General features: G+C 59.1%; 28 protein-coding genes and 1 pseudogene. 19 read left to right on the forward strand and 10 right to left on the reverse strand.

Annotated features, from left to right (window positions below; translation table 11 throughout):
* The first annotated feature begins 241 nt into the window (after positions 1 to 241).
* Together ACOYW1_RS06350 and ACOYW1_RS06355 are read left to right on the forward strand one after the other, a co-directional pair.
* Positions 242 to 913 (forward strand): hypothetical protein, encoded by a 672-nt coding sequence (locus ACOYW1_RS06350; protein ID WP_482417046.1) that lies wholly within the window; start codon positions 242 to 244, stop codon positions 911 to 913.
* Positions 914 to 1,001: 88 nt separating this feature from the next.
* Positions 1,002 to 1,853, forward strand: a complete 852-nt coding sequence (locus tag ACOYW1_RS06355) for a GNAT family N-acetyltransferase (RefSeq protein WP_482422116.1) — start codon at positions 1,002 to 1,004, stop codon at positions 1,851 to 1,853.
* 107 nt (positions 1,854 to 1,960) lie between these two features.
* Here the strand turns inward: ACOYW1_RS06355 and ACOYW1_RS06360 are convergent, their stop codons facing one another.
* The 3 genes from ACOYW1_RS06360 to ACOYW1_RS06370 are packed head-to-tail and all read right to left on the reverse strand — an operon-like array spanning position 1,961 to position 3,900.
* Positions 1,961 to 2,668 (reverse strand): class I SAM-dependent methyltransferase, encoded by a 708-nt coding sequence (locus ACOYW1_RS06360; RefSeq protein WP_482422117.1) that lies wholly within the window; start codon positions 2,666 to 2,668, stop codon positions 1,961 to 1,963.
* On the reverse strand, positions 2,649 to 3,185 hold the full coding sequence (locus ACOYW1_RS06365; protein WP_482422118.1) for a glycosyltransferase family 4 protein: 537 nt from the start codon (positions 3,183 to 3,185) through the stop codon (positions 2,649 to 2,651). The genes ACOYW1_RS06360 and ACOYW1_RS06365 overlap by 20 nt, the downstream gene beginning before the upstream one ends.
* 40 nt (positions 3,186 to 3,225) lie before the next feature.
* Complete coding sequence (locus tag ACOYW1_RS06370; RefSeq protein WP_482422119.1) at positions 3,226 to 3,900, reverse strand: glycosyltransferase family 4 protein; 675 nt, start codon at positions 3,898 to 3,900, stop codon at positions 3,226 to 3,228.
* Positions 3,901 to 4,273: 373 nt separating this feature from the next.
* Between ACOYW1_RS06370 and ACOYW1_RS06375 the strand changes: the two genes are divergently transcribed.
* From ACOYW1_RS06375 to ACOYW1_RS06400, 6 genes and pseudogenes are all read left to right on the forward strand, one after another.
* Positions 4,274 to 4,930 (forward strand): lactate utilization protein, encoded by a 657-nt coding sequence (locus ACOYW1_RS06375; protein WP_180144044.1) that lies wholly within the window; start codon positions 4,274 to 4,276, stop codon positions 4,928 to 4,930.
* 261 nt (positions 4,931 to 5,191) lie between these two features.
* Positions 5,192 to 5,806 carry an FKBP-type peptidyl-prolyl cis-trans isomerase N-terminal domain-containing protein gene (locus ACOYW1_RS06380; protein ID WP_482422120.1) on the forward strand — a complete coding sequence of 205 codons (615 nt, stop codon included), beginning with the start codon at positions 5,192 to 5,194 and terminating at the stop codon, positions 5,804 to 5,806.
* 280 nt (positions 5,807 to 6,086) lie between these two features.
* Positions 6,087 to 6,341 (forward strand): zinc ribbon domain-containing protein, encoded by a 255-nt coding sequence (locus ACOYW1_RS06385; protein ID WP_482422121.1) that lies wholly within the window; start codon positions 6,087 to 6,089, stop codon positions 6,339 to 6,341.
* 84 nt (positions 6,342 to 6,425) lie between these two features.
* Positions 6,426 to 6,725 (forward strand): helix-turn-helix transcriptional regulator, encoded by a 300-nt coding sequence (locus ACOYW1_RS06390; RefSeq protein WP_482422122.1) that lies wholly within the window; start codon positions 6,426 to 6,428, stop codon positions 6,723 to 6,725.
* Positions 6,726 to 6,885: 160 nt separating this feature from the next.
* Positions 6,886 to 6,969 (forward strand): annotated as a pseudogene (locus tag ACOYW1_RS06395) (WYL domain-containing protein); the annotation flags it as partial.
* A gap of 229 nt (positions 6,970 to 7,198) precedes the next feature.
* On the forward strand, positions 7,199 to 7,342 hold the full coding sequence (locus ACOYW1_RS06400) for a WCX domain-containing protein (protein ID WP_482422123.1): 144 nt from the start codon (positions 7,199 to 7,201) through the stop codon (positions 7,340 to 7,342).
* 26 nt (positions 7,343 to 7,368) lie between these two features.
* On the opposite strand, the gene ACOYW1_RS06405 is transcribed toward ACOYW1_RS06400, so the two are convergent.
* Positions 7,369 to 8,586: an OmpP1/FadL family transporter gene (locus tag ACOYW1_RS06405; protein WP_482422124.1), complete on the reverse strand. Its 1,218-nt coding sequence runs from the start codon at positions 8,584 to 8,586 to the stop codon at positions 7,369 to 7,371.
* Between the two features lie 157 nt (positions 8,587 to 8,743).
* Complete coding sequence (locus ACOYW1_RS06410) at positions 8,744 to 10,081, reverse strand: acetyl-CoA hydrolase/transferase family protein (protein WP_482422125.1); 1,338 nt, start codon at positions 10,079 to 10,081, stop codon at positions 8,744 to 8,746.
* Between the two features lie 177 nt (positions 10,082 to 10,258).
* Here ACOYW1_RS06410 and ACOYW1_RS06415 point away from each other — a divergent pair, with 177 nt between their 5' ends.
* The 6 genes from ACOYW1_RS06415 (at position 10,259) to ACOYW1_RS06440 (ending at position 14,858) form a co-directional block, all read left to right on the forward strand.
* Positions 10,259 to 11,179 (forward strand): sigma 54-interacting transcriptional regulator, encoded by a 921-nt coding sequence (locus tag ACOYW1_RS06415; RefSeq protein WP_482422126.1) that lies wholly within the window; start codon positions 10,259 to 10,261, stop codon positions 11,177 to 11,179.
* A gap of 11 nt (positions 11,180 to 11,190) precedes the next feature.
* Positions 11,191 to 11,736, forward strand: a complete 546-nt coding sequence (locus ACOYW1_RS06420; protein WP_482422127.1) for an AAA-type ATPase lid domain-containing protein — start codon at positions 11,191 to 11,193, stop codon at positions 11,734 to 11,736.
* Complete coding sequence (locus ACOYW1_RS06425; protein WP_482423675.1) at positions 11,697 to 11,819, forward strand: hypothetical protein; 123 nt, start codon at positions 11,697 to 11,699, stop codon at positions 11,817 to 11,819. Before ACOYW1_RS06420 ends, ACOYW1_RS06425 begins: the two co-directional genes overlap by 40 nt.
* 106 nt (positions 11,820 to 11,925) lie before the next feature.
* A complete protein-coding gene (locus tag ACOYW1_RS06430) occupies positions 11,926 to 12,351 on the forward strand; it encodes a MarR family winged helix-turn-helix transcriptional regulator (RefSeq protein ID WP_482422128.1) in 426 nt (141 codons plus the stop codon).
* A 120-nt stretch (positions 12,352 to 12,471) separates the two neighbouring features.
* The gene (locus tag ACOYW1_RS06435; protein WP_482422129.1) at positions 12,472 to 13,827 is read left to right on the forward strand and encodes a Na+/H+ antiporter NhaC family protein; all 1,356 of its coding nucleotides are present in this window, start codon (positions 12,472 to 12,474) and stop codon (positions 13,825 to 13,827) included.
* A gap of 332 nt (positions 13,828 to 14,159) precedes the next feature.
* Positions 14,160 to 14,858 carry a 4Fe-4S binding protein gene (locus ACOYW1_RS06440; RefSeq protein WP_482422130.1) on the forward strand — a complete coding sequence of 233 codons (699 nt, stop codon included), beginning with the start codon at positions 14,160 to 14,162 and terminating at the stop codon, positions 14,856 to 14,858.
* A 140-nt stretch (positions 14,859 to 14,998) separates the two neighbouring features.
* Here the strand turns inward: ACOYW1_RS06440 and ACOYW1_RS06445 are convergent, their stop codons facing one another.
* Complete coding sequence (locus ACOYW1_RS06445) at positions 14,999 to 15,523, reverse strand: TFIIB-type zinc ribbon-containing protein (RefSeq protein ID WP_482417034.1); 525 nt, start codon at positions 15,521 to 15,523, stop codon at positions 14,999 to 15,001.
* An 18-nt stretch (positions 15,524 to 15,541) separates the two neighbouring features.
* Positions 15,542 to 16,867 carry an HD-GYP domain-containing protein gene (locus tag ACOYW1_RS06450; RefSeq protein WP_482422131.1) on the reverse strand — a complete coding sequence of 442 codons (1,326 nt, stop codon included), beginning with the start codon at positions 16,865 to 16,867 and terminating at the stop codon, positions 15,542 to 15,544.
* A gap of 400 nt (positions 16,868 to 17,267) precedes the next feature.
* On the opposite strand from ACOYW1_RS06450, the gene ACOYW1_RS06455 reads away from it, so the two are divergent.
* Positions 17,268 to 17,774 (forward strand): DNA glycosylase family protein, encoded by a 507-nt coding sequence (locus ACOYW1_RS06455; protein WP_482422132.1) that lies wholly within the window; start codon positions 17,268 to 17,270, stop codon positions 17,772 to 17,774.
* A 75-nt stretch (positions 17,775 to 17,849) separates the two neighbouring features.
* Positions 17,850 to 18,032: a hypothetical protein gene (locus tag ACOYW1_RS06460; RefSeq protein WP_482422133.1), complete on the forward strand. Its 183-nt coding sequence runs from the start codon at positions 17,850 to 17,852 to the stop codon at positions 18,030 to 18,032.
* A 255-nt stretch (positions 18,033 to 18,287) separates the two neighbouring features.
* On the opposite strand, the gene ACOYW1_RS06465 is transcribed toward ACOYW1_RS06460, so the two are convergent.
* From ACOYW1_RS06465 to mltG, 3 genes are read right to left on the reverse strand one after another with little or no spacing between them, the layout of a single operon-like run.
* Positions 18,288 to 18,650, reverse strand: coding sequence for a hypothetical protein (locus ACOYW1_RS06465; RefSeq protein ID WP_482422134.1), 363 nt, complete (start codon positions 18,648 to 18,650; stop codon positions 18,288 to 18,290).
* Positions 18,650 to 19,654: a glycoside hydrolase family 3 N-terminal domain-containing protein gene (locus ACOYW1_RS06470; RefSeq protein ID WP_482422135.1), complete on the reverse strand. Its 1,005-nt coding sequence runs from the start codon at positions 19,652 to 19,654 to the stop codon at positions 18,650 to 18,652. The genes ACOYW1_RS06465 and ACOYW1_RS06470 overlap by 1 nt, the downstream gene beginning before the upstream one ends.
* Positions 19,633 to 20,712, reverse strand: a complete 1,080-nt coding sequence (gene mltG, locus ACOYW1_RS06475) for an endolytic transglycosylase MltG (RefSeq protein ID WP_482422136.1) — start codon at positions 20,710 to 20,712, stop codon at positions 19,633 to 19,635. The genes ACOYW1_RS06470 and mltG overlap by 22 nt, the downstream gene beginning before the upstream one ends.
* A gap of 375 nt (positions 20,713 to 21,087) precedes the next feature.
* On the opposite strand from mltG, the gene ACOYW1_RS06480 reads away from it, so the two are divergent.
* The 3 genes from ACOYW1_RS06480 (at position 21,088) to ACOYW1_RS06490 (ending at position 24,343) form a co-directional block, all read left to right on the forward strand.
* A complete protein-coding gene (locus ACOYW1_RS06480; protein ID WP_482422137.1) occupies positions 21,088 to 22,242 on the forward strand; it encodes a radical SAM protein in 1,155 nt (384 codons plus the stop codon).
* A 185-nt stretch (positions 22,243 to 22,427) separates the two neighbouring features.
* Positions 22,428 to 23,222: a rhodanese-like domain-containing protein gene (locus tag ACOYW1_RS06485; RefSeq protein ID WP_482422138.1), complete on the forward strand. Its 795-nt coding sequence runs from the start codon at positions 22,428 to 22,430 to the stop codon at positions 23,220 to 23,222.
* Positions 23,223 to 23,419: 197 nt separating this feature from the next.
* Positions 23,420 to 24,343: a lysophospholipid acyltransferase family protein gene (locus ACOYW1_RS06490; RefSeq protein WP_482422139.1), complete on the forward strand. Its 924-nt coding sequence runs from the start codon at positions 23,420 to 23,422 to the stop codon at positions 24,341 to 24,343.
* Positions 24,344 to 24,504: the final 161 nt, after the last annotated feature.

Genomic DNA, 24,504 nt, shown 5'->3' on the forward strand with positions numbered 1-24,504 from the left:
GTGCCGTGGCAAGACCCCTTTTGGGGCATCGTAACGATACGACGGGGCCTTTACGGCTCCGTCATCCGGTTTCGAAAGGCCTGAACACCCTTTCGGAAAGTAAGTCTCCTTGGCGTGCAGGGAGGAGCGCGGTTGGGCTCCTCCCTGCTTTTCGCGTCCTGATTTCCATGGAGTTATTGAAAAACGCGACCCGCCCAAGGCGAGTCAAATTGTTGTACCTATGAATCGTGAGCGTCAGAGTATGGAATCCCCTTGTTCGTTGACTTCGTTGAGCGGCACCTTTGCCCGCTATTTTTTTTACGCGTTCCTTGCCGGGGCCATGGCCCTGTGCATCACCTGGGAAGCCCTGAACACGCCTTCCGCCTATCTCTTTGGAGAGGACTCGCTGCTGGAGGCCCTGCAGGTGGCGGCCCTTTTTTTTACCATGGTGTGTGCCTGGACCGCAGGCTACCGGGATCCTTCGCCGAACCCGGTGGCCACCATGCTGGTGGGGGCGGCCGCCATGGCCGGGATACGCGAGTTTGATTTCTGCCTGGACCGGTATCTCTTTGACGGCGGTTGGCAGGTCCTTGTGTGCCTTACCGCGCTGCTCACGGCTGCTTCCGTGTATCGAGACCGGGAAGCGCTCCTGGACTCCCTCCATGGGTTTGTGGGCAAGCCCAGCTTCGGGCTCATGGTGGGCGGGTTTGTTACCGTGTTTGTCTTCTCCCGGCTCTTCGGGCGCCAGGTGCTCTGGCGGGGCATCATGGGGGACGGGTACATGCCGGTGGTGAAAACCGCGGTGGAGGAGGGCACCGAACTCCTCGGATACACCCTGATTTTTATCGGCTCACTGGAGTTCCTCCGGGAGTCCCGCTGTGCCAGTGTTGTGTATAATGCGATTGATCATGTGAGGGGAAATGGGATAGACTGAAAGGCAATGGAAGCGTGGCTGGTTTCACGTCGCTTCGTGCATGGAGCAGACCCAGGGCATCGGGTCTGTCGATGAGATCGGAGGGAGCATGATGAGTCAGGAACAGGCGACCATACGCCGGATGGATCAGGAAGATTTGGCCATTGCCATTGCATGGGCGGGCCAGGAAGGGTGGAACCCCGGAATTCACGACGGGGCCTGTTTTTACGCCTGCGACCCCGAAGGCTTCTGGATCGCCGAGGTGGACGGCGAGCCCGTGGCGCTTCTCTCATCTGTTCGGTACGCGGCCCGTCTCGGGTTCCTTGGCTTTTACCTTGTGAGGCCGGACTGCCGGGGCATGGGCGTGGGGCGCGTGGTGTGGCGCCAGGGAATGGACTCCCTGGAGGGCTGCACCGTGGGGCTCAACACCGCCGCTTCCTGCGAAGCCAAATATCAGAAGATGGGCTTTCAAACCGCCCACCACGTGATCCGCTATCGCGGGGGCGCAGGGGGCGTGCTCCAGGCCGATCCTTACCTGCTTCCCCTCACCGATATCCCCTTTGACCGGGTCGTGGCCTTTGACACCACCTTTTTCTTCTCCAGCCGGGAGGCCTTCCTCGCTTCCTGGATCACGCGCCCCGGCGTTATTGCTTTAGGGATCCTCCAGGACGGCCACCTTGCCGGATACGGCGTGCTGCGCCAGGCCTGGGACGGCTTCCGCATCGGGCCCCTGTTTGCCCTGAACCCCTCCCATGCCCACAGACTCTACATCGCCCTGAAAGCCTACGGCGGCGAAGGCCCGGTCTACATGGATATCCCCGACGCCAACCCCAACGCCATGGAGCTGGCCGAATCCTTTGGCATGGAACCCGTTAAAAAAACCGTGCGCATGTACTCCGGCGACCCTCCCTCGCTGCCCCTTTCAGGCATCTACGGCCTGACCTCCCTGGAGCTGGGTTAAAAGCTCAAAAAAGCCTCCGGCGGCCCTGCCGGAGGTGAAGCTGAGTGGTTACAAAAAAAGGGCGTGATTACGGAATCGCGCATTGTGTTGAATGTCCGGTGGCGCCGTTATTTGTCCTTGGTAAAGTAGAGCACCAGGCTCTTGCCCATGACCGGGTTGAGGAGCCTGTCCATGAATTTGGTGATCTTGGGCTGGGAGAGGATGTCCCACTCCAGGAACCGTTTGTAAAGGTTCACAGCCATGGTGCGGGTGGGGCCCACGAGGCATTTCAGCCACCAGTAGGGGGCGTGGATGCTGTGGGCGTGGTGGGCGTTCCAGTAGGAGGCCCCCTGTTTTTCGATGAGGCTCACCAGGGGCTTTTTTTTGTAGATGCGCACATGGCCCATGTTGGCATTGAAGTACTCGTCGGAGAGGAGCCAACAGATCTTTTCGGGCCAGAAGCGGGGGACGGTCACCACCAGGTTGTGGCCGGGTTTCAGGACCCTTAAGATTTCTTTGGCTGCGGCATCGTCGTTGGGGATGTGCTCCATCACCTCCGAGCAGAGGACGATGTCGAAGCTGTCGTCGGCAAAGGGAAGGTTGGTGATGTCGGCCATGGTAAAGGCCCAGGAGCCCCCTTTGTGAGCGCCCAGGTGGTCGTGGAACTGGAGCCGCTTGACGCCCTGCTGCAGGTCTTCGTGGGAGAGGTCGGCGCCGATGGCGGTGACCTTCTCGTATTCGTAGGCGGCGCTGATGTGGCGGCCCGGGCCGCAGCCGATGTCCAGGATTCGGTAGCCGGGTTTGACGTCCAGTATGTTAAATTTTACGGTGATCACGGATGGCCTCCCTGTACGCTGCCACGGTCTGCTCGGCGGCGTTTTTCCATGTAAACTGTTCCTGAACGCGCTTGTAACCCGCCTCGCCCAGCTCCTTTGCCTTGTCGGGGTTGTCCAGCAGATGGCAGATGGCCTCTGCAAGGGCCTCGGGGTTTTCAGGCGGCACCAGCATGGCCGCGTCCCCTGCCACCTCGGGCAGGGCACCGCCGGTGGTGCTGATCACCGGGATCCCGCTGGCCATGGCCTCGCCCACGGGCAGGCCGAACCCTTCGTACACGGAAGGGACCACGGCGATGGACGCCTTGGCGTAATGCTCCCGGAACTCCTCGTTGGAGACCCTACCTGTAAAGTCGATGAGGTGGCCCATGTCCAGCTTTTTCACCAGCTTTTCAATGCCGCCTCCCTCTTTGGGGGTGCCGATGACGGTGAGCCTGATGTCCCGGTGTTTGCTGATGGCGTGCACGGCCTGGAGGAGGTAGTAGAGCCCTTTTAACGGCTGGTCCGCACTGTTGGTCACGATGAGCCGGTTGGGCTCGCGTTGGATGTGGGGCAGCGGGTCAGAGTTCGGTGTTGATGCCGTTGGGCACCACGTGGAATCGCTCTGCCGGGACGTCGAACTCGGCGTGGATGTCTGCCTTGGAAAACTCCGAGACGGTGATGAACTTGGGAAGGCGCCTGACCACCCGCTTCTGCATGCCGATGAAGGAGTACCACCTCAGGTGCTTCACCTTTTTCCAGAAACTTCGTACACTGCGTACCGCGATCTGGCGGTCCCGGGTGATGGGGTGGTGGATGGTGGCCACGGTGGGAACCAGGCGGCTCAGGGCCAGGATGCCGTAGGAGAGGCTCTGGTTGTCGTGGATGATGTCGAATTCATGGACCCTGTGCTTCAGGTGGTTGTACGCCCTGTACCCGAAGGTTTCGGGCTCCGGGTACCCCATGGTTGAGATGCTCAGCCATTCCATGAGGTTGATGGGATTCTTCAGCTCTCCCACCGTGGGGGTTCGAAAGGGGTTTTCCGCGTTGTACAGGTCCAGGCAGTCCAGCATGGTGAGCTTGGCCTTGGAATCCAGGAGGGGATCCGGGGGCCCGGCCACCACCTCCACGTGGTGACCCAGTTCGGTGAGGGCCCGTGCGAGGTTCCTCACATAGACACCCTGGCCGCCGCAATGGGGATTGCTGCGGTAACTGATCATACAGATGCGTAACGGGCGGCTTGCTTCACGGGTCATACCGCCACCTCCAACGAATGAAACCTGATGTCCTTGCACATAACACACTCCTCACCTTCTGCGGGTGCCGGCCACCGCCGCTCCCAGGGTACTGCCATTACTTACGGATATGCTCCGGGGCCCTCAAAACAGCCGTGAACCGCGGCGAAAGCATAAGAAACTATACTTACCCAACGGCTCGAAACGAGGTCAAGCACTTTTTAGGTTGTGGTAAAAATGGTCTCTGAGACAATCAATGATCGATAAACAAAGCACATCTTAAGGGCCGGGGAGGCGTCTTCTTCTTGCAGGGGGCGCTTCTCCCTGATAGCTAATGGGATATCCCCGGGCAACGACCCGCCGAGATACCGACAACAGCAAAGGAGACACCCAAATGAAAGATCCCATCGACGCCTACTGGCGACTGCGCCTGGAATCCGTGAAGGAGCGCCTGGAGGCCAACAACTTCACGGTCTTTATCGCCGATGCACCTGAAGACGCCAAAACCATCGTGGAAGAAGAGATCCTGGCCAAGTCCGACGCCAAGAGCATCTCCTGGGGCGGTTCCCTCACCCACGTGTCCACCGGGGTGTATGAGATGCTGAAAAACCGGGACGATCTGGATGTCCTCGACACCTACGACAAGAAAGGCTTTACACCGGAGGAGGTGGGGGAGCGCCGCAGGCAGTCCCTTCTCTCCGATATATATGTGACGGGCACCAACGCCGTGGCCGAAGACGGCTACCTCGTGAACCTGGACATGGTCGGCAACCGCATCGCTGCCCTTACCTTCGGGCCCAGGGAGGTGGTGATCCTTGTGGGGCGCAACAAGATCGTTCCCGACCTTGAATCCGCCATGGACCGCGTCAAAAACTACGCGGCCCCGGTGAACGCCATGCGCCTGGACATGAAAACCCCCTGCGCCAAAACCGGCGTGTGCCAGGACTGCAAGAGTCCTGCACGTATCTGCAACACCTGGACCATCACTGAAAAGTCCTTTCCCAAGGGCCGGGTGAAGGTGATCCTTATCAACGCGGACCTGGGATTTTAGCATTTCGGGCCGTGGTCGCTGGAGTTCTTCCGGGCAACGTGCAATAAGAAAAAATCTGTGATATTGTCCGGCACGGCTGGGATTGACGAGTTCGATCCCAGCCCTTTTTTTATGTCGTCGACATGCAGCGTGTTTTCCCTGGACGGGCGGCCTTTCACGAGGGTGACGGGGGCTTTTCTTGGGATGCGGTTGTGTGTGGTCCGATATGTCGGCCGGAGACATCGGCCTCAACCCAAAGACAAGACAGAAGGTGGTAGACCCATGGTCGTAGATTTCAAGAAAGTGAGCTATATCCTTGCCCAGAGCATCGGCGGTGACTTCCGGCGCAAGGGCTTCGACATCGACGCGGATATTTTCTGCGATTCCTTCAGAGCAGCCATGAAAGGCGAGCAGCCCACCATGCCCGCAGGTGAGATGCAGCAGGTGATGATGGCCTTCCAGCAGCACATGCAGGAAGAGATGCAGAAGGCCAAGGACGAAGTCGGCGAGAAGAACCGCGCCGAGGGCCGGGCCTTCCTCGGCGAAAACGCCAAGAAAGAGGGCGTGGTGGTCACCGACTCCGGTCTTCAGTACACCGTGGTGGAAGAGGGCACCGGCAAGACCCCCAGCGCCAAGGACCAGGTCACGGTTCATTACGAAGGGCGTCTCCTTGACGGTTCCATCTTCGACAGCTCCTACAAGCGTGAGCAGCCCGCCACCTTCCCCGTGAACAGGATGATCGGGTCGGCCGAAGCCCTTCAGCTTATGAAGGAAGGGGCCAAGTACGAGCTGGTGATCCCCGCCTCCATCGGCTACGGCGCCCAGGGCGCAGGGGACGCCATCGGTCCCAACGCCACCTTGTGCTTCACCGTGGAGCTGATCAAGGTTCTCGGCTAAGTCGATTCAATTCGGCAGGCATGAAAAAACCTCCGGGGCCTTGGGCTTCGGAGGTTTTTTTATTGGTCAAAAAACAAGCCGAATGGGTTTCCGACGTTGTCGCCATGTTGTTGCAGGCCCGATATGCTGACTCGGACGGGCAGGGCTTCAACGTTTTTTTTGAGGCCCATTGAATTACGACACAATGGTGTCATAATACCTGCCGTATACTCCATCCAGGCGATGAAAAGATGTTTCATCATACATGGTAGTCACATCAATTGATTTGGAGGATGGAAGAATGACAGCACCTACTTTTTGCCAGAGCTGCGGCATGCCCGTATCGGAAAAAGACCTCATGGGAACCGAAATCGACGGTTCGCTTACCGGTGAGGTCTGCACCTACTGCTACCAGAAAGGTGCGTTCGTCCAGGATGTCACCATGGAGGAGATGGTTGAGGCCTGTGTTCCCCATATGGTGGCCTCGGGCATGCCCGAGGAGGAGGCAAGGACTCTTATGAAGACGACGTTACCGACCTTGAGTCGGTGGAAGTAAGAAACACTTCAGCGTCAGTTTCCCACCGTCATTCGTTCGTTTGACGAAACCGCGAAGACCACGATCAGGAGGACGTTCAGCTGGATGAAGACAGATCGGCTCCTTTCCATCACCCTTTACCTGATCAATCGGAAAAAAGCCACGGCCCGTGAGTTGGCGGATCATTTTGAGGTGTCTTTGCGGACCATTCAGCGGGACATGGATTCGCTGGGCCGGGGTGCCCATCTATGCGGACCGTGGGAAGGCGGGCTCTGCATCATGGATGGGTACACCGTGGACCGGCAGTTTTTTGCCCCGGATGAGCTGAAAACCATCACATCCCTGGTGGGGCGGCTTCACGAGCTGTTCGGGGATTCGGGGTTCCGGGGGACGAGAAAGCTTTGAGTCTTGCCTCCGGAGCCGGGGCCCGGTTTCCCCACGAGACCCTGATCATGGATGTCACACCCTGGGGCATCGATGAGGGGGACCCGCGAACTTTTCAGGACGGTCCACAAAGCCGTGGAAGCAAGGCGGGTGCTTCAGGTGCGTTCTCGCTTCTGCAACAGGCGAAATCACCGAGCGGGAGATTGAGCCCCTGTCCGTTATCATCAAGGGGGCTGCCTGGTATCTCTACGGGTTCTGCCGCCTTCGAAAGGCCCTCCCGGATCTTCAAACTGACCCGCATGGTATGTGCGGAACGAGTGGAGACTGTTTTTCACCGGATATCCACCCCGTTATTTACAGGGAGAAGGGGCAGCCCGAGGTCGACACACGGCCCCGGACCCTTTTTGTTCTTCGCTTCGCCCCGTCGGCCAGGGGGCGCATCACCGATTACGCCAGTTCTGAACATCTTCACCCCATGCCGGACGGCTCCCACCATGGGTTTTTTCCCTTTCCCGGAAGACGAGTGGGTGTACAGCTTGATCCTGGGGTTCGGTCCCCTTGTGGAGGTATCGGAACCTCCCAGGGCAAGGGCACGGATCCGGGAGCTGGCCAAAACGCTTTGCTCTGTCTATGATTGATGTGAGTGCTGGATGATTTTCAGGGGTTATTTGAATGTGTATTGCATCCCTGTACCGATAATCCAGAGATCCTTTTCATAGGTGACGTCGTGGCTGTCGGTTTCATCCATGTAGAAGAATTTCGTGACCCCGACGTTGAACCTGAGCCCCGGCGAGGGCGCTGCCATGAATCCTGCCGATATGCCGTGGAAGGTGTTTTTTGAAAGGGTGGGGGAGTAGTCCTCCTTGCCGATGCCGGACTCGGCAAAGCTGTAGCCGCAACTGATTTTGACGGTCTCGCTGAGGGCGTATTCGGCGGCAAGGGACGCCTCGAAGGTGTTGTCGAGGGCATCCTCATCACCCTCCCAGTTCACCTCCTCGTGCCAGATGTAGTTGAAATCGCTTGCCAGTGTGAGGGCCTCAGATGCCTTCCAGGCCACCCCGAGGGCCGTCATGGCCGGAAAATCCTTTCGGTATGTGTCCCCCTCGCTGCCGAGTTGCCTGGCAAACGCCGGGGCAAGAGAACCTTTCATGGTGTCCACATCCCACTTTACTTTTGTCCTGAATTCATGGCGGAACCCGATGTTCCAGGACGGGCCGGGGGAGTCCAAACCGACGATGGGGGCAAACCCGGTGCCCGAGGTATCGTAGTCCAGCATGTTCCCCCCGTCGATCTTGTACTCCCTGCTGCCGCTGACAACCCGTCCCACCAGGGAAAGAGAGAGCTTGGCATTGACCGCAAAGGCCCCGCCTACGTATCCCCCCAGCCAGGCCGAAGTGACCTCTTCCGGGAGGATGGGGCCGGGGGCTTTTCCCCTTGTGGCCACGAGCCCGGCAAGTTGCGTGGCGGTCAAGCCCGAAGCCTTGTTCAGAATGATTCCGTTATCATAGTTGAGGGTGCCTCCGCCGCCGATGACCGTGGCTCCGGAAAACAGGCTCCACCGTTTTCCGTTTTTCATGACGAACAGGCCCGGGACAGCCCATGTGGTGGTGGTTGTCTCGTGCTCCACACCCCCTTTGCTGTGGGTGAAGGATTTGGGCATGATCTGGTTGGATACCCAGATATAAGTTCCCTCGCCGAGGCGGACGGCACCGGCCGGGTTGTAGAGGGCCGCGTCCACGGAGTCGGTGGCGGCCACACGGGCCGGCATGCGGGTCCACTCCGCACTTAAGTCGGTGTTGTTTTCGATGAGGCTCGCCGGGGCCACGGAGGCCCGGACACAGACCGCCAGCATGGCAAGGGCGGCATACAAACGTCGTTTCATCACTCTCTCCTGATGTTGACTCACTAAAAAAATACGGTAACGACTCAGGTTGCGCTTGCCTCCGGTGGCCCTGCCGGGGTTCAAGCGTTCCAATAGGTTCCGGAACGTTTTTTGCGGCGATTTTTCTGACAGAACGACCTGCCGGAGGCTTTTTGCGTTACGCCGCGAGCTCAGCGTCCTTCAGGGCGCTGGCCGAGATCAGGCCTGCTTTGACCGCGCTTCGGGCGAGGGCCTCGCGGAAGTCGGGGTGGGCGATGGCGATGAGGGCGGCAACTCGTTGCGGGATGCTCTTGTGGGCCAGTTCGGCGATGCCGTGCTCCGTGACGATGCACTGGACATCGCTTCGGGGGGTGGTGACGGCGGTGCCCGGTGCAAAGCTCATCTGGATGCGGGAAAAACGCTTTTTTCCGGAGCCGGAGGTGGACTTCAGGGCGATGAAGCTCTGACCGCCTTTGGAGAGGCGGGCACCGCGGACAAAGTCGAGCTGGCCACCCGTGGCGCTGTGCTGGGCGAACCCGATGGACTCGCTGGAGACTTGTCCGGTGAGGTCCACGGCCAGGGCGTTGTTGATGGATACGAAGTTGCTGTGGGCTCCGATGATGTTGGGATCGTTGACGTAAGAGGCCGGGTACTGCTCAAAGCAGGGGTTTCGGTGCATGAAAGCGTAATCCTTGGCGGCGCCCATGCCAAAGGCGGAGATGATCTTTCCCGTGTGGAGTTCCTTTTTCGCACCGGTGATGACGCCCATCTCGTGGAGCCTTACCATGGAGGGGGTGAGCAGCTCGGTGTGGATGCCCAGGTCTTTTTTCTCTGACAGGCGGTCCCCGATGGCGTCGGCGAGTTTGCCGATGCCGAGCTGGAGGGTGGCCCCGTCCGGGATCCGTTCGGTGATGAGATCCGCGATGGTCTCTTCAATGGCATCGGGGGAGGTGGCGGGGAGCTCGTCGCAGGGGCGGCTCACTTCGCACAGGGCCGTAACCTCGGACACGTGGACATGGGCCTTGTCACCAAACACGTAAGGGGTCTGGTCGTTGACCTGGCAGTAGATCTTTTTCGAGGCGGTAAGGGCTGCGTGGCCCACCAGGGTGCCGCTGGGTCCCAGGCTCATGTAGCCGTTTTCATCGGGAGGAGAGACCTCCAGGATGGAGGCATCAAAGCCCCCCTGCAGGCTCAGCTCGTACATGCGGCTGAAGTGGATGCTGATGGGAGAGACGCAATCGCCCTGGGCAAGGAGCATGCGTTCGATGGGCCCCATGAAACAGCTGAAGTAGTTGACCTTCTTCTGCTGCTCCGGCGAGAGAAAATCCGGAAGGGTCATGATGAGGGCGGAGTACATGTTCAGGGTGCCGATGTCGGGTGACCCGGTGATGGCGTTGATCAGCTCCAGGGGGAAACTGGCCGCCGGGGAAGCAAAGACCGTGGCGTTTTCGGGCAGGGAGGCGGCAATGGCTTCCGGTGTGGTGAGGCGCTCTGCGTAGGTTTGTTTCCAACTCATGGCTATTCTCCTTTTCGGGTATTTGGATTGCAAACATTGGCCGAAAGGGATATCAATATTCGTGCCGGAAGGAGAAGTGCGGTAACTTCGGCATGTTGGGGATGACCTGATTTTGTGAAAATGAAATGTCATGTCATTTGATGCGATATTTCGTTTTAAAAATGATATATCGCATTGATGAGAGAGGAACGATTTCGAGAAGTTGTGCGCTGCATCTGCGGCAGCCTGGATATCGACAAGGCCCTGTTTGATGTGTATCAGTACCTCAAGGATGAACTCCCCCTGGACGGGGTTATCATCACCCGCTACGAGACCGAGCGGAAACGCGCCCGTCTCATCGCCCTGGCCTACGACGGCGGCGGGCACCTGGTGAACGAGTCCTTTCCCATTTCCGATACCGCCTGGGAGAGCATCACCCACTGGCAGCGGGAGTCCCGGTCAGCCACCACCCCCTGGATCAGGGACCACACCCACCCCATCAACCGTGAGATCTACAGCCTGGTCAGGACAGTGATCCCCGGCTTCCTTCTGGAAAAAAACGGCGGCAGCTTCTCCTCCATGACCTGCGGGCTCACCGTGGGGCAGACCCTCATCGGCAACCTTACCTTTGCCGTGGAGGGGCTGGACTGCTATCACACCGGCCACGGGGCCATCGTCACCGAAGTGAAGGAGCCCTTTGCCATCGCGTTGTCTAACGCTTTGCGGTATATGGACCTGGTGCAGGACCACAAGGCCCTCCAGCAGGAGAGCCGGATGGACGGGGTGATGGTGGGGGGAGATACCGGCCTTCGGGAGGTGCGTTCCCTGGTCTCCCAGGTTGCCCCCACAGACACGCCGGTGCTGCTTCTGGGTGAGACGGGCACGGGCAAGGAGGTGGTGGCCGGGGAGGTGCACAAGCTCTCCAGCCGTTCGGGAGCCCCCCTGATTCGCCTCAACTGCGGTGCCATTCCGGACTCCCTGGTGGACTCGGAGCTCTTTGGGCATGAAAAAGGGGCCTTTACCGGTGCCATCGAAATGAAACCCGGGCGGTTTGAGCGGGCAAACGGCGGCACCCTGTTCCTGGATGAGATCGGGGAGTCTTTCCCGCCTGCGAGGTGAAACTCCTTCGGGTGATCCAGAGCGGGGAGTTTGAACGGGTGGGGGGAGGGGAGACCCTTCGGGCCGATGTACGGATCATCGCCGCCACCCATCGCAACCTGCCCCAGATGGTTGCCAACGGCAGGTTTCGCAAGGACCTCTGGTACCGACTCAATATTTTTCCTGTCCGGATTCCCCCGCTGCGTGAGCGCAAGGAAGATATTCCCCTGCTCCTTGATCACTTTATCCGTGCCAAGGTCCGGGAGATGAACCTCGGTACGTCCTCTGTCATGGCCAAAGGAGAACTGGATGCCCTCATGGCCTATGATTGGCCCGGTAATGTGCGCGAGCTGCAGAACCTGGTGGAGCGGGCCCTGATTCTCTCCCAGGGAGGCTCCCTGCGATTCCCGGTGCTGGCTCCGGTCTGCATGAACTCGCGGCCTCTTTCGGTTCGGTGCCATCGGAGCCCAGGGGGTTCTCCATGGATGCGGCGGTCACGGCCCATATCCGCCTTGTCCTTGAAAAGACCCGCGGCAGAATTGCCGGAGACGGCGGGGCCGCCGAGCTTTTGGGCATGAACCCGAGCACCCTGCGGAGTCGGATGGTCAAGCTCGGCATGTCGTTTCCTTCAGAGCGCGGTCCCTATAAAACAAGGGGCTGAGCCCGGGAGGATGCCGACACAAATGCAAGGGAGGGAAAAGGGGTTGACGTAGGTTTGATATCAAACTATATTACCCGCCAATGAACGTGACGCCAAGGAGCCGACAGTGAAAACAGACCACATCATCGCCCTGATCGCAAAAACCAGGGAGAAGTCCAACGCATTTATCCTGACGAAGCTGAAAGAGCTGGGCATCGAGGGGCTTGCCCCGTCCCACGGGGATATCCTTGTCAACCTGTTCCAGAACTCTCCGCTGTCCATGAAAGAGCTGGCCGAAAGGATCGGCCGGGACAAGTCGACCATCACGGCCCTGATCAATAAGCTCATCAAGCTCGGGTACGTGGAGAAGCGCAAGGACCTTGCCGACAGCCGGGTCACGCTCATTGGCCTCACCCGCGAGGGGGAGGAGCTCAAGCCCGATTTCGAGTATGTCTCGGCCAAGCTGCTTGCCACCACCTTCAAGGGCTTTTCCCAAGGTGAAAAAGAGCAGACGGTGCAGCTCCTGGAACGGATTCACGGGAATTTTCCCTGAAAGGCGAGTGAGGGCTCCCGCAGCGGGCTGCGGGCGTTTTTTTTAATTAAATAGTTTGATATCAAACTTTATCGGCGTTGCTCCAGGCCAAGGCCACGGCAACCCACGAAGGTGATACCCATGAACCCTGGCATTGTCTCGCTGGCACCGGTGACCCTCACCCTGCTTCTGACCTTTTATTCGCGCAACATCATCCTGGCCCTTTTTGCCGGGGTGTTTGCCGGGGGGCTTCTTCTGGATGTCGCCCAGGGCACCCTTTTTGCCGGAATCAACGGCATCGCGGCCGTGTTTGAAAGCAGCTGGTCTGCAAAGGCCATTCTCTTTGTGCTGATGACAGGCTCCCTGGTCCACGTCATTGAACAATCAGGAGGGGTGAAGGGCTTTGTGCGGCTGTTGACCTTGAAAAAAAGGGCCGTCAAGAGCGCTCTGGGGGCGGAGGTCCTCGCCTATCTTTTGGGCCTGGTCCTCTTTGTGGACACCACCGTCTCCATTGTGGTCCGTGGGGTGGCCATGGGGCCCTTGTTTGACGCCCACCACGGAAACCGGGAAAAGCTCTCCTACCTCATCGATTCCACCTCCGCATCCGTAGCGTTTTTGTCTCCGGCCACCGCGGCAGGGGCCTTTCTTGCCGCTTTGATCGGGGCCCAGGTCTCGTCTGGGGTTATTGCCGGGGACCCGTTTCGCCTGGTGCTCCAGGCCATACCCTTTCAGGTCTATTCCATTGTCTCCATCGCCATTGCAGGGGGCGCGATTATCGGCAGGAAAAAAGTGGCTTCGGCAGGGAGGAAAGACCGGGACACGGATGCCGGGGACCGGTCTGAAATGATCCAGGGTGTTCCAGAGTCAGGGGCTGTGAACATGCTGCTTCCCTTGGGCCTTTTTATCGTTGGGGTCTTTGGGCTCATGGTCCTCACCGGAGACGGCTCCGCTTCCATCTTTACGGGTATTCTGTTGACCCTGGTTGTGACCGGCGCTTTTTACAAGGTCCGGGGCGTGGTGGACACCCAGGGCTATATTGCCTGGTGCGTCCAGGGCATGGCCTCCTACCTTGAGATCGCCCTGGTCCTCACCCTCTCCTTTGCCTTGAGCGACCTGCTGAACCAGCTGGGGACGGGAGCCTACCTCGCCGGGTTCGGCCACCATGTCCCTGCGGCCCTTGTACCGGCCATGGTGTTTGTGGGTGGGGCCCTGATCTCCTTTATGAGCGGAACCGGCGGCGGGACCCTCTCCATCCTTGTCCCCATTGCCATCCCCCTGGCTGCAGCCCTGGACGTCAGTGTCCCCCTGGTCTTGGGGGCCTGCGGTTCCGGGGCTGTTTTCGGCGATCACTGCTCCCCCATCTCCGATACCACCATCCTGGCGGCCAAGGTGGCGGGGGTGGACGGCATGGATCACGTCAGGGCCCAGATGCCCTTTGCTCTGACCGGCGGTGTGATCAGTTTTCTGGTGTTTCTGGCTTTGGGCGTTTTTTTGTAGGTGCTTTCGTTGCGTTGGTCGTGACGCTTTAAAGCGTCGATTCGTAGGGTGCACTCCGTGCACCCTACGGGCTGTGGCCTTTTGTGGCGGTGTCATTCTCGTTAAAGCCAGGGGGATCCCATATGTCCTTCATCGGGTTTTTTGGAAAGAATGACATGGGCCTCTCCTGCAAAAATGCTTGCCACAGGTCACACGCCACGCGAATGCCCCGAAAACGATTGCATGATGCCTGCCTTCATGCATTCGCCACAGGGTTTCCAGGTGCCCCCACCTGGCCGCCGGAGGCTTTTTTTGAACCGAATAGTTACCCTTATCTGAAAGGATGTAAGAAGATGAAACGTGCAGACGTGTATGAAAAATTCGATGCCATCGGCAGTCTTGTGTTTGCCACCGTGGACAAGGGCGTTCCCCAGACCCGGATTGCCCATTTGTTTGCTTTTGACGAAGATGGCCTTTACTTCAGGACCATGGTCACCAAGGCGTTTTACAAGCAGCTCAACGACACAGGGCTGGTGTCCATCTGCGGGATGTACCCCACCACCACCATTGCCCATGACGATGAGGGCATGCCTTCCTTTGAGCCCGGGTACACCATCAGGGCCACCGGAGAGGTCAGGGAGATCCCCCTGGAGGCCCTCAAGGCAAAGGCTGAAGAAAACGAGATGTTCATGCTGGGTGTCAAGGACATCGAGAAGTACCCGGCCATGACGACGTTTTGCCTGCACCGGGCCTGGGGGGAGGTGTTTGATTTTGATTTCGAGAAGGAGAACCGGCCCCACAAGCTGGAGCGGACCCGGTTCTGTTTCGGAGGGCAACAGGTGCCGTTCCAGGGCATGCGCATCACCGAGGCGTGCATGGGGTGCGGGGCCTGCCTGGAGAGGTGCTCCTTTACGGCCATTGGCCGGGAAGGGGACCGATGCGTCATCGATCCATCGCGATGCGATGTCTGCGGAGACTGTTACACGGTGTGCCCGGTGGATGCGGTGGAGATTGTGATCCAGGATACCCTGCCCCGGATATTTCTGGTTTGAAAAACAGGCCAGCCGAATCGATAGATCATTATTACAGTCGATTGCTGTGGGGAGGCCTAACGCTTTCCGTGAAATAGCCGGGCTGAGGCGGGGAACTGCAGGACACTGAACAGCCCTGTGGCGGCACCCCGCACCGTGTTTTACGGGTGGGTGAGTTCCTGCCGGAGCAGGGCCAGGGCGCGATCCTGGTCGGGGTGATCTTTCAGGCGCTCTGCCAGTTCCATGATGGCGTCAAAGACGGACTCTCCCAAAAGGTTCTGGTTCATGGCAAGGAAGCTCTCCCGGTTTTTCTCCCGGCTCTGTTTCCGCTGCCAGGACGAGGACCAGAGAACGCTTAAGTTGTCGGCCAGGTTGGTCTCGGCGATGCGCTGCCACTCTCCCTTGTCAAACCAGATCCCGCCGCAGGCCGTGCATTTTTCCAGGAAAAAGGGCTCGTCGAGTTCGATTTTGGCCCGGATCATGATGCCGTGGCCGGAGGGGCACAGGCCGGTCTTGCTGTCCTGTCCCTCCGGGGCCGATTCCCCGTCTGCCTCTGTGACGGTCATGTCGGCCACTTCGGCACGGCTTCCCGGCAGAAGCCACATGCCGCCGCAGGCCTTGCAGAAGTAGGGTGAGTTGTAGCCGGTCTGTTTCAGTTCCGTGGTGGTGCACTTCGGGCAATTCATGTGAGTCTCCAGTGTGTGTCAGTAGTCCAGGCTGTCCATGCCTTCATGAAAATAGGTATTGAGGATCTCGTCGAGCTCCTCTCGAAAGATCTTCTCCTTGCCCCCGTATTGATCGTAAAGGGGCTTTGCGATGCGGCCGAAGGTGTCCAGAAGCTGCGGGTCGAAGTGGCTGCCCCGCCCCTCCTCCAGGATCTCCATGGCCTCGTCAAAGGACCAGGCCGTTTTGTAGGGGCGCCTGGAGGTGAGGGCGTCGAACACGTCGGCAATGGCAAAGACCCTTGCCGTGATGGGGATCCCGTCTCCTTCAAGGCCCATGGGGTAGCCCTTGCCCGTCATCTTTTCGTGGTGGGACCGGATCACCTCCAACGCGTCGTTGAGCCACGTGGAGCGCTCAATGATGTCGCATCCGTGGTCCACGTGTGTCTTCATGATCTCATATTCATCGTCGTCCAGGCGACCGGGCTTGAGAAGTACCTCATCGGGAACACCGATTTTACCCACATCATGGAGAAAGGCCCCCTTGATGAGGGTGCGCATGGTCTGGGCGGGAAGGTTCAGCTCCTCGCCCAGGCGGGCTGCGTAGATGGTGACCCGGTAGTTGTGGGCGTTGGTGTCGCTGTCCCGCTGGGCAATGGCGCTGCCCAGGGTCTCCAGGGTGTCCAGGTTGGCCTCCAGGAGGCGGACGGAAAACCGGGTGATGCGCTTCGTAAGCTTCAAGACCACCGGGTAGATCACGGCCGTGGTAATAAGGACAATGAGCATGGCCCCGATCATGGCCCTGAGCCCGCGCATGCGGAAGGCCTTGATGGTCTCCGGGGAAAAGGCGAAAAATCCGTTGATGATTCCCACGTTCTGGCCGCTGCTGTTGGACAGGGGAAGGGCGCTTTTGAGATAGGGGCGACCGGCAATGCGGACAATCTCGTAACGGGGAGCCCCCCTGTCGGGTATCAACAGGGGGGAGGCTTGCTGGGCTTCCTTGACGGCGCTTAAGTGGTCGTGGGTTTCATTGTAGAAATCGATGACCTTGGCGCCTTTCAGGTCGTAAATGCCGATGAAGGCAAAGGCCCCGGACTGGATGGGGGTGCGGGTGGCGCTGAAGTCGAGGACGGCCTGGTGCAGAGCGTCGGCATCCAGCTGGTCCGGATCGGCCAGGAGGGTTTCGTTGCGTCCGGAGAACAGGGCGAGGCGATCCACGGCCACGGCAATGGCTTCACGGCTGACCCGGTCGCGCTCCATGAGAAGGACCCCGGCGCCCATGACCAGGGAGAGCCCGATCCCCAAGGCCACAAGGCGGATAATCAGGGTACGGTGGACAAAGGTGTGAAGAGAATGTTTCTGACCCATAATGAAAATCCCCTTTGACGAGGGCTCCGGCAGTCTTCACGGTGGCCCGGTTGGCGTTTTGTGACCAGCTTGGGCGACTTCAGTGCGGCCTTCTTTTTCGATGTTCCCTTTCCGTTTCTATATACAGCACAGTTTACCGGGCAAATCAATCGGCGGAACAGGGCCAACGCATTTCAGGGGCTTGCCCCGGGGAGGCATTGTCTGCTTTGATGCAGCCGCCTTTCACGTAACCGGGGCCCTGCCCCTTAACCCATTGCCCGGAGTCCCATGACAACAACGCCCCTTTCCCTGACCTGTCCCGACGACTATTCCCTTGAAACCCTCTGCTTCACCCACGGCTGGCGCCAGCTGAGTCCCTTTAAGCTGAGGAAAAGGGAATTCTCAGGGATACCTTCGGTATGTGCTCCACACCGGGGCCCGGCCCGTGGACCTGCTGGTCTCCCAGGCCGGTGACACCCTTGCCGTTGAGGTGACCGGGGACCGTCCCCTGGCCGAAGAAGAGAGGGCCGCTTTAAAAACGGCCCTGACCACCATGCTGGCCCTGGACAGAGAGACCTCCACCATCAAACGCCTGGCCCATAAGACCTCGGAGGCCCACGCAACCCTGGTGGCCCAGGGCGCCGGGCGGCTGCTCACCGCGCCAACGGCCTGGGAAAACGCCGCCAAAACCCTTTTGACCACCAACTGCTCCTGGGCCCTGACCCGGAAGATGGCCGAGGCCCTGTGCAGCACGGCCTTTACCGAGCCCGCCCCATCGGGCAGGTACCCCTTTCCCGCCCCTGCCGAGGTGAACCGTTTCAGCGCCGAGGAGCTTAAAACCCTTGCCCCCGTGGGCTACCGGAGTGCCTATCTCAAGGCATTGGCCCACTGTTTTGTGGCAAACCCAGGGCTCGAAACCCTTTTGTAGGGGTAGAGCTCAGGCGAAGCCGGGGAACAGATCTCTAAGTTCAAAGGATTCGGGGAGTACGCCCGGATTCATCTCATGACCCTTTTGGGCTTTTATGGCGAGATCCCGGTGGATTCCGTGGTGAGGGGGTACATGAAAGCCGTCCACGGTGTGACGGATATACCCCCGTTTCTGGACGCGCAGTACGGAGACTGGGGAGCGAACCGCTGGTGGAAATTCAAGATGGAGTCCATGCTGCTGGGAAAAAATTTTCCGTGAAGTGATTTGGGGCCTTCGTCTGTCTCATCCACGTTCGGGTGAGGGGCAAGGAAACATCAAAGCAAAAACATGCCTCCGGCGGGTCGCTTTTTTGAAAAAAAGCTCCGCAAAAAACGTTTCTAATGTGAAAAAGTGGAAATTATTTCGGCGGAGCCTGGAAAGGCTTGCTTAAGAACTGTTTGTCAAACGTTTTAAAAGTTTGGCCCCCGGCAAGGCCGCCGGAGGTCCCTTGAGGGCAAGATGCGCTGGATGGCGCTATTTGTTTAAGGCGAGATAGAACCCCACCCCGGTCATGACCATGGCCTTGGCGTACCACAGGGGGAGGGTGGCGCGTTTGGCGGCCCGGGGGATGTTTCTGGAGCGCAGGGCCAGCCAGGTGAGGGGCAGGGAGATGAGGAAAAGCAGGGGGTAGAGCCAGACAAAGCCAGCCATGAGCCAGGCGATGGGGTCTGATTCGGAGCCGGGTGCGTCAAAGAGAAAGAGAACGGCAATGCCAAAGGGGGCCCAGGCAATGAGGATCAGAAAGCACAGGGCGTTTCTCAGCCTCACGGCCCGGGGAGTGGCCGGAGAGATCCAGGTCAGGTACCCCCGGGTTAGGCGATAGGCCAGGCCTGCCATCAGGTGGGGGCCTTTCGGGTCATGATCTCTTTTAAGGCCAGGATGCGCCCCACGGCCAGGGCGTGGGCGCCGGGAAAGCGAGTTGCCATGGTTTTGAAGGTCTTGGCCAGGGTCTCGTAGCGGTCGCTTCGGTGGCAGATCAGGGCGATGTCCACGTCTGCGGTGAAGATCTGCCGGGCGGCGGTCTCCATGTCGCAGGTGACGGCCTTCATGTCGAGGTCGTCGGTCATGGTGACGCCGTTGAAGCCCATGCGGCCCCGTAACACCCCTTTGACCACTTCGGGGGAGAGGCTTGCGGGCCACTGGTCGTCGATGTCCGTGTACTTGATGTGGGAGAGCATCACGGCCGAGGCCCCGGCTGCAAAGGCAATCTCAAAGGGCACCAGGTCGGTTCTGGACAGCACCTCAAGGGGAGTGTCCAGCAGGGGCAGGGTGAGGTGGGAGTCCAGGGTGGTGCGGCCGATGCCCGGGAAGTGCTTGACCACGGCCAGGACCCCTTCGGTCTCCAGGGCCTCCATGACCTCAACCCCCAGGGCGCCCACTTCCTGGGGCGAACCCGGGAATACCCTTTTTGCCATGATGCCGGAAAACCCCTCGGGCTGGACGTCCAGCACCGGGGCCATGTCCATGTTGTAGCCCACCTCAAAGAGTTCTTTTCCCGTGGTGCGCCCGAAGTGCCGGGCCGCCTCAGGGGTGCCCAGGGCCGGGGCGCCTTCGGGGAAGAGGGTGAGGGGCTCTTTCATGCGGGCCACCTGTCCCCCTTCCTGATCCACGGAGATGAACAGGGGCGGCAGGCCGCAGTGGGCCGCGTACGCCTGCATGGCATGGCACAGGTCGGCCACCTGGGCCGGGGAGTCGATGTTGGGGGAAAAGAGGATCACCCCTCCCACCTTGAGGGTGTCGATGAGGTACTTCAGGTCATCGGTGAGGTCGGTGCCGTCAAAGCCCACGATGAGCCGCTGGCCCACCTGTTCGTCCAGTGTCATATCGGAAATCTGTGCCATGTGCGTGTCCTGGGGTGTGTCACTATCTGTTTAGCTGGTACTTGCGTACAGCTCGGGAGTGCTCCTTGAAGGTTCGGGAAAAGTGATGGGACCCGTCTTTTTTGGAGACAAAGTAGAGGTACCCGGTGTCCTCGGGCCGGACGGCTGCCGTAAGGGCTGCAAGGCCCGGGCTGGCGATCGGTCAGAGCGCTCCCCTTGATGACGTAGGTGTTGTACGGGGTCCTGCGCCGGAGATCTTTTCGGGTGATGTTGCCGTTAAAGTCTTTGATGCCGTAGATGACCGTGGGATCGGTCTCCAGGCGCATCCGTTTTTTGAGCCGGTTGTGGAAGACCGATGAGATGATGGGGCGCTCCGATGGGGCGCCGGTCTCTTTTTCAATGATGGAGGCCAGGGTCACCACCTGATTGGGAGAAAGCCCGAGGGCCTTGCCCTCCTGCTGCAGCTCTTCGGTGAAGACCGCCTTGAAGCGTCCGACCATGGCGGCGAGAATGGCCTCTTCGGAGGTGCCCTTCTCAAAAAGATAGGTTTCCGGGAAGAGGTAGCCTTCAAGGGACGGGGCTTCTTCGGGCAGCTCCATGCGACGGGTAAAGGGCTCGGAAAAGCAGAGGTCCATGATCAGGGCAGCCTCGCCAAGCCCGCTTTGTTCCACCACATCGGCAATCTGCTTGACTGTGTAACCTTCCGGGATGGTGAGCTTGCGCAGGTGGACCTTTCCGCGGGTGAGAACGGTGAGGATCTCCTCGGGTGTCATGGCACCGGACAGGCGGTATTCTCCGGCCTTGATTTTCTTGTCGAGGCCGTAGACGGTGGCCATGAACCGCAGTTTTGTCTCGGAAGAGCAGAGTCCGGCTTCCACCAGCTGGCGGGCGGTGGTGTTGAAACTCTGACCGCGATTGATGGTGTAGATGAGCGTTGTGGCCGGGTCACCTTGCGGGGTGCGATAAAACCGGGAGAGATGAATTGCCGTCCCGCCGGTACCCACCACAAGGATGAAGACCAGAAGGAGAAGGGGCCAGATGAGCTTTAACCTGCGAAGGTTAGCGTGTGTTTCCGTCATGGGTACCCGATTGTTTGATTCAAACCATGGCATTGCCGGTATTCCCAAGGCAATGACCTACCAGGGCGATCATATGTCAGGCCCGGGTGTTTGTCAAAACGAGCCTTGTACGGAATGGGAAGCCGGCTCATCTTTTGGAGGTATCGTTGTAAATTATAGGCCCTGCGCATTGCATTCCTGCCAGGGATGTCTACTTTTGAGATATTGACAACGACTCTGGCAACCATTTCACACGTCGAGTGCACCCATATTCAAGTGATCAGAACTGCAGCTGGTGCATGCGGCTCGCCCGTAAAGCTGAGAAAATCGAGTAGATGTTCTGGTGACGCCGTTTTCTCATGAAATTTCCGGGATGGATTGAAAAGCGAGGATACCATGAAGACAGTCCGTGAGTATGAAGGATTTGAGCAGGGGCCCATCCGGCCTCCCAGCGAAGCGGCGAGCCTGTTGATTCGCGTGTCGCGTAACTGCCCGTGGAACCGATGCACCTTCTGCCCGGTCTACAAGGGGGAGACGTTTTCCCTGAGGCCTGTGGAGGACGTGATGCGGGACATCGACGCGGTGGCCCGGTATGCGATCCCCCTCCATGGGGTGATCAGAAATAACGGCCGGGTAACCCGCACCGACCTTGAGGCGGTTCAGGCCACGGTGAAAGGTGGGGAGATCCATGCCTTCCAGGCGGCGGCCAACTGGGCCCGGGGACGGATGACCTCGGTGTTCCTCCAGGACGCCAACAGCCTTATCGTGAAGCCCGAGGACCTGATCCGCGTCCTGGAGTACATGCGGTCCGTCTTTCCCTGGAACTATCGGATCACCTCCTATGCCAGGTCCCACACCGTGGCCCGGATCAGCGACGAGCACCTGGCCCGCATGGCTGAAGCCGGGTTGAACCGGATTCACATCGGCATGGAATCCGGCTCCGACGCCGTACTCAAACGGGTGAAAAAGGGTTCCACCAAGGCCATGCATATCCAGGGCGGCCTGAAGGTGAAGAAGGCGGGCATGGAACTTTCCGAGTACGTGATGCCCGGCCTGGGGGGAAAGGAGCTGTCCCGCAATCACGCCCTGGAGACCGCCGACGCCCTGACCCAGATCAACCCCGACTTCATCCGGCTCCGCACCCTTGCCATCCCCGGGCATACCGAGCTCTATACCGACTGGAAGGAAGGACGGTTCGAGAAGATCACCGATGTGGAGGCCGCAGAAGAGATCCTTCTTTTTCTGGAATCTCTGGGGGATATAACCAGCACCCTCACAAGCGACCACATCCTGAACCTCTTTCAGGACGTGGAGGGGAGCTTTCCTGTTGACAGGGAGGCGATGTGCGATAAGATCCGCGCGTTTCTTGCCATGGATCCCGTGGAGAAGATGCACTATCAGGTGGGGCGGCGCCTTGGCCTGTTCCACGGTATCGGGGGCATGAAGGGCTCGGCCCATATGAAACAGGTGGAGGCCACCTGCAGTCAGTACGCCATCACCCCCGACAACGTGGACGAGGTGATCACCCAGCTCATGACCCAGTTTATCTGAGCAAAAAGCGGCCCCTCGGCAAGTCCTTCCGGGGCCGCATCCGGTTTGTCTGTGAGCAGGGTGCACATGAGGAAATATTGTTTTTTTAGCGGGTGCATTGAAAAAACAAGTGATACGATGTAAATCTATTGTTTTTTTATGCCTCAGTTTTCAGGTGAGGCGATCTGCATACCGAGGAAAAGACGATGAAGCAGTTATGGCCAGAGGAGCTGGACGCCTTTCTGGACCGGCACCCGGAAGGGGAGGTAACCCTCGTGGACGTGCGTCGCGAGGAGGATTTTGAGCAGGAACACATACCCGGATCCGTATGTATCCCGGCCCTTGCCATCAACAAACTGGCAGGGGAGCTGGATCCGAAGCGCACCACAGTCTTTGTCTGTGAGCGCGGGGCCAAATCCCTTGCCGTGGCGCTGATCTACGAGACGAACGTTGCGCCGGAGGGTGAGGTTTTCAACCTCGCCGGGGGTCTGGATGCCTACCTGGGGCGCCTGGCCTACGGCCTGCCCAAGATCCGGGTGATCCGTCAGCACGAAGACCTCCCGCGGATGCTCATGGCGGCCATGGACCTGGAAAAAGGCGCCTGGCGGTTTTATCAGCGCCTGGAAAAGCTCATGGAAGGCAAAGGGCCCGTGGGGGTGGTGAGGAAACTTGCCGCCGTGGAGATTTCCCACATCAACCTTATCCACGCCTACTTAAAGCGCCTGGACCCCCATGCCCCGGACTGTGTGACCCTGGTGAACACCCTGCCCGGTTCCGTTGTGGAAGGCGGGGAGAACCTGAGCCAGCTCTTTGAGCGCATGAAGGACGGCACCCTGGGATGGCGGGCCCTCTTCGAGGTGGCCCTGGAGGTGGAGGTGGCTGCCTATGAGATGTACCGCAACCTTGCCGACACCATGGAAGGGGAGGGTGCCGAGATTTTTTACTCGGTGGCCGCAGCCGAAAAAGAGCACATGCGCATGATCCTTGAAGAACTGGCGTGATGCTCTGGGCCATGCCAAGAATAAATAGCACATGACGGGATCATCCCATAAGTCCTCAGTTTTTTTTAACACCGCATTTTCGCACGGAATGTGCCCTGATGCTCGAAGCACATTTTTTTTGCCCCTGCGGGCCGTGCCCGCAGAGGACACGCAGCACATACGATAGTCTATTATTTATAGTGAAGAAGGCACACCACATGTTGAATGTATTCAGTCGATTTATCTCACGCCTGCCCTTGCCCGTGGCCATGGCCTTTGGCCGATGCCTCGGATGGATCTGGTACTATCTTATCCCGATTCGACGAAAAGAGGCCCTGCACAACATCAACCGAGCCATGGGCAGGGAACTCACCAGAGACGAGCAGCGAAAGGCCATCCGCGAGCTGTTTGCCAACTTTGCCATGTACATCGTGGAGATACTCCGCATTCCCCATATGAGCCTTGAGGAGAACAAAAAGCTGGTCCAGATCGACGGCTGGGAGCACATGGACGCTGCCCTTGCCCGCGGCAAAGGGGTGATCCTGGTGGCCACACACCTGGACAACGTGGACTTGGGAGGCTGTTCCATGGCCATGCGGGGGGCTCCCATCGCCGTGGTGGTCAAAGAGATGAGCAAGGCCGCAGAGCAGTTCATATCGAGCGTGCGCAAGAACACCGGTGTTATCATCATCAACCGCAAGGGGACCAAGAATTACATCAAGGAGCTGCTGGCGGAAAACAAGATCGTCACCCTGGTCATCGACCAGCATCTCGCCAAGCACCGGTCCATCGTGTGCGATTTTTTCGGAGAACTTGCGGCAACGACCCCTGCTCCTGCACGGTTTGCCTTTGAGACCGGCGCCACCATCATCCCGGGGGTTATCAGCCGGAAAGCCAAAGACGGTCACCACCATGTCAAGGTTTCCCCGGCCTTCCACCTGGAGACGCCCTATGAGGACATGGATGAGAATATCCGCCACAACACCGAGCGCCTGAACCGCATCGCCGAAGGGTGGATTCGGGAAGCCCCCAACCAGTGGTGGTGGTTCCACAGGCGCTGGAAGGTGCAGGACAACCCCGAAGGCTGGGACATTCCCGACGCCCTTTTAAAGCAGGTTGCCTCCACCTCTGAGAACCATTGAGACCCGCCTTCAACCGGGGGAGGTGACTCAGCATGACAACATGCTGGACCTCTTCCGGTGACCTTCCCGGAACGTTTTTTCGTATCATACCTCCCACGGCCCCGATTTGCATTTCATTGCCTTGCCCGGCGCATCCTGTTGGCAGATTCCCTGTTTTTGGA

It is taken from the genome of Desulfoluna sp. CYM3A (assembly GCF_056829965.1).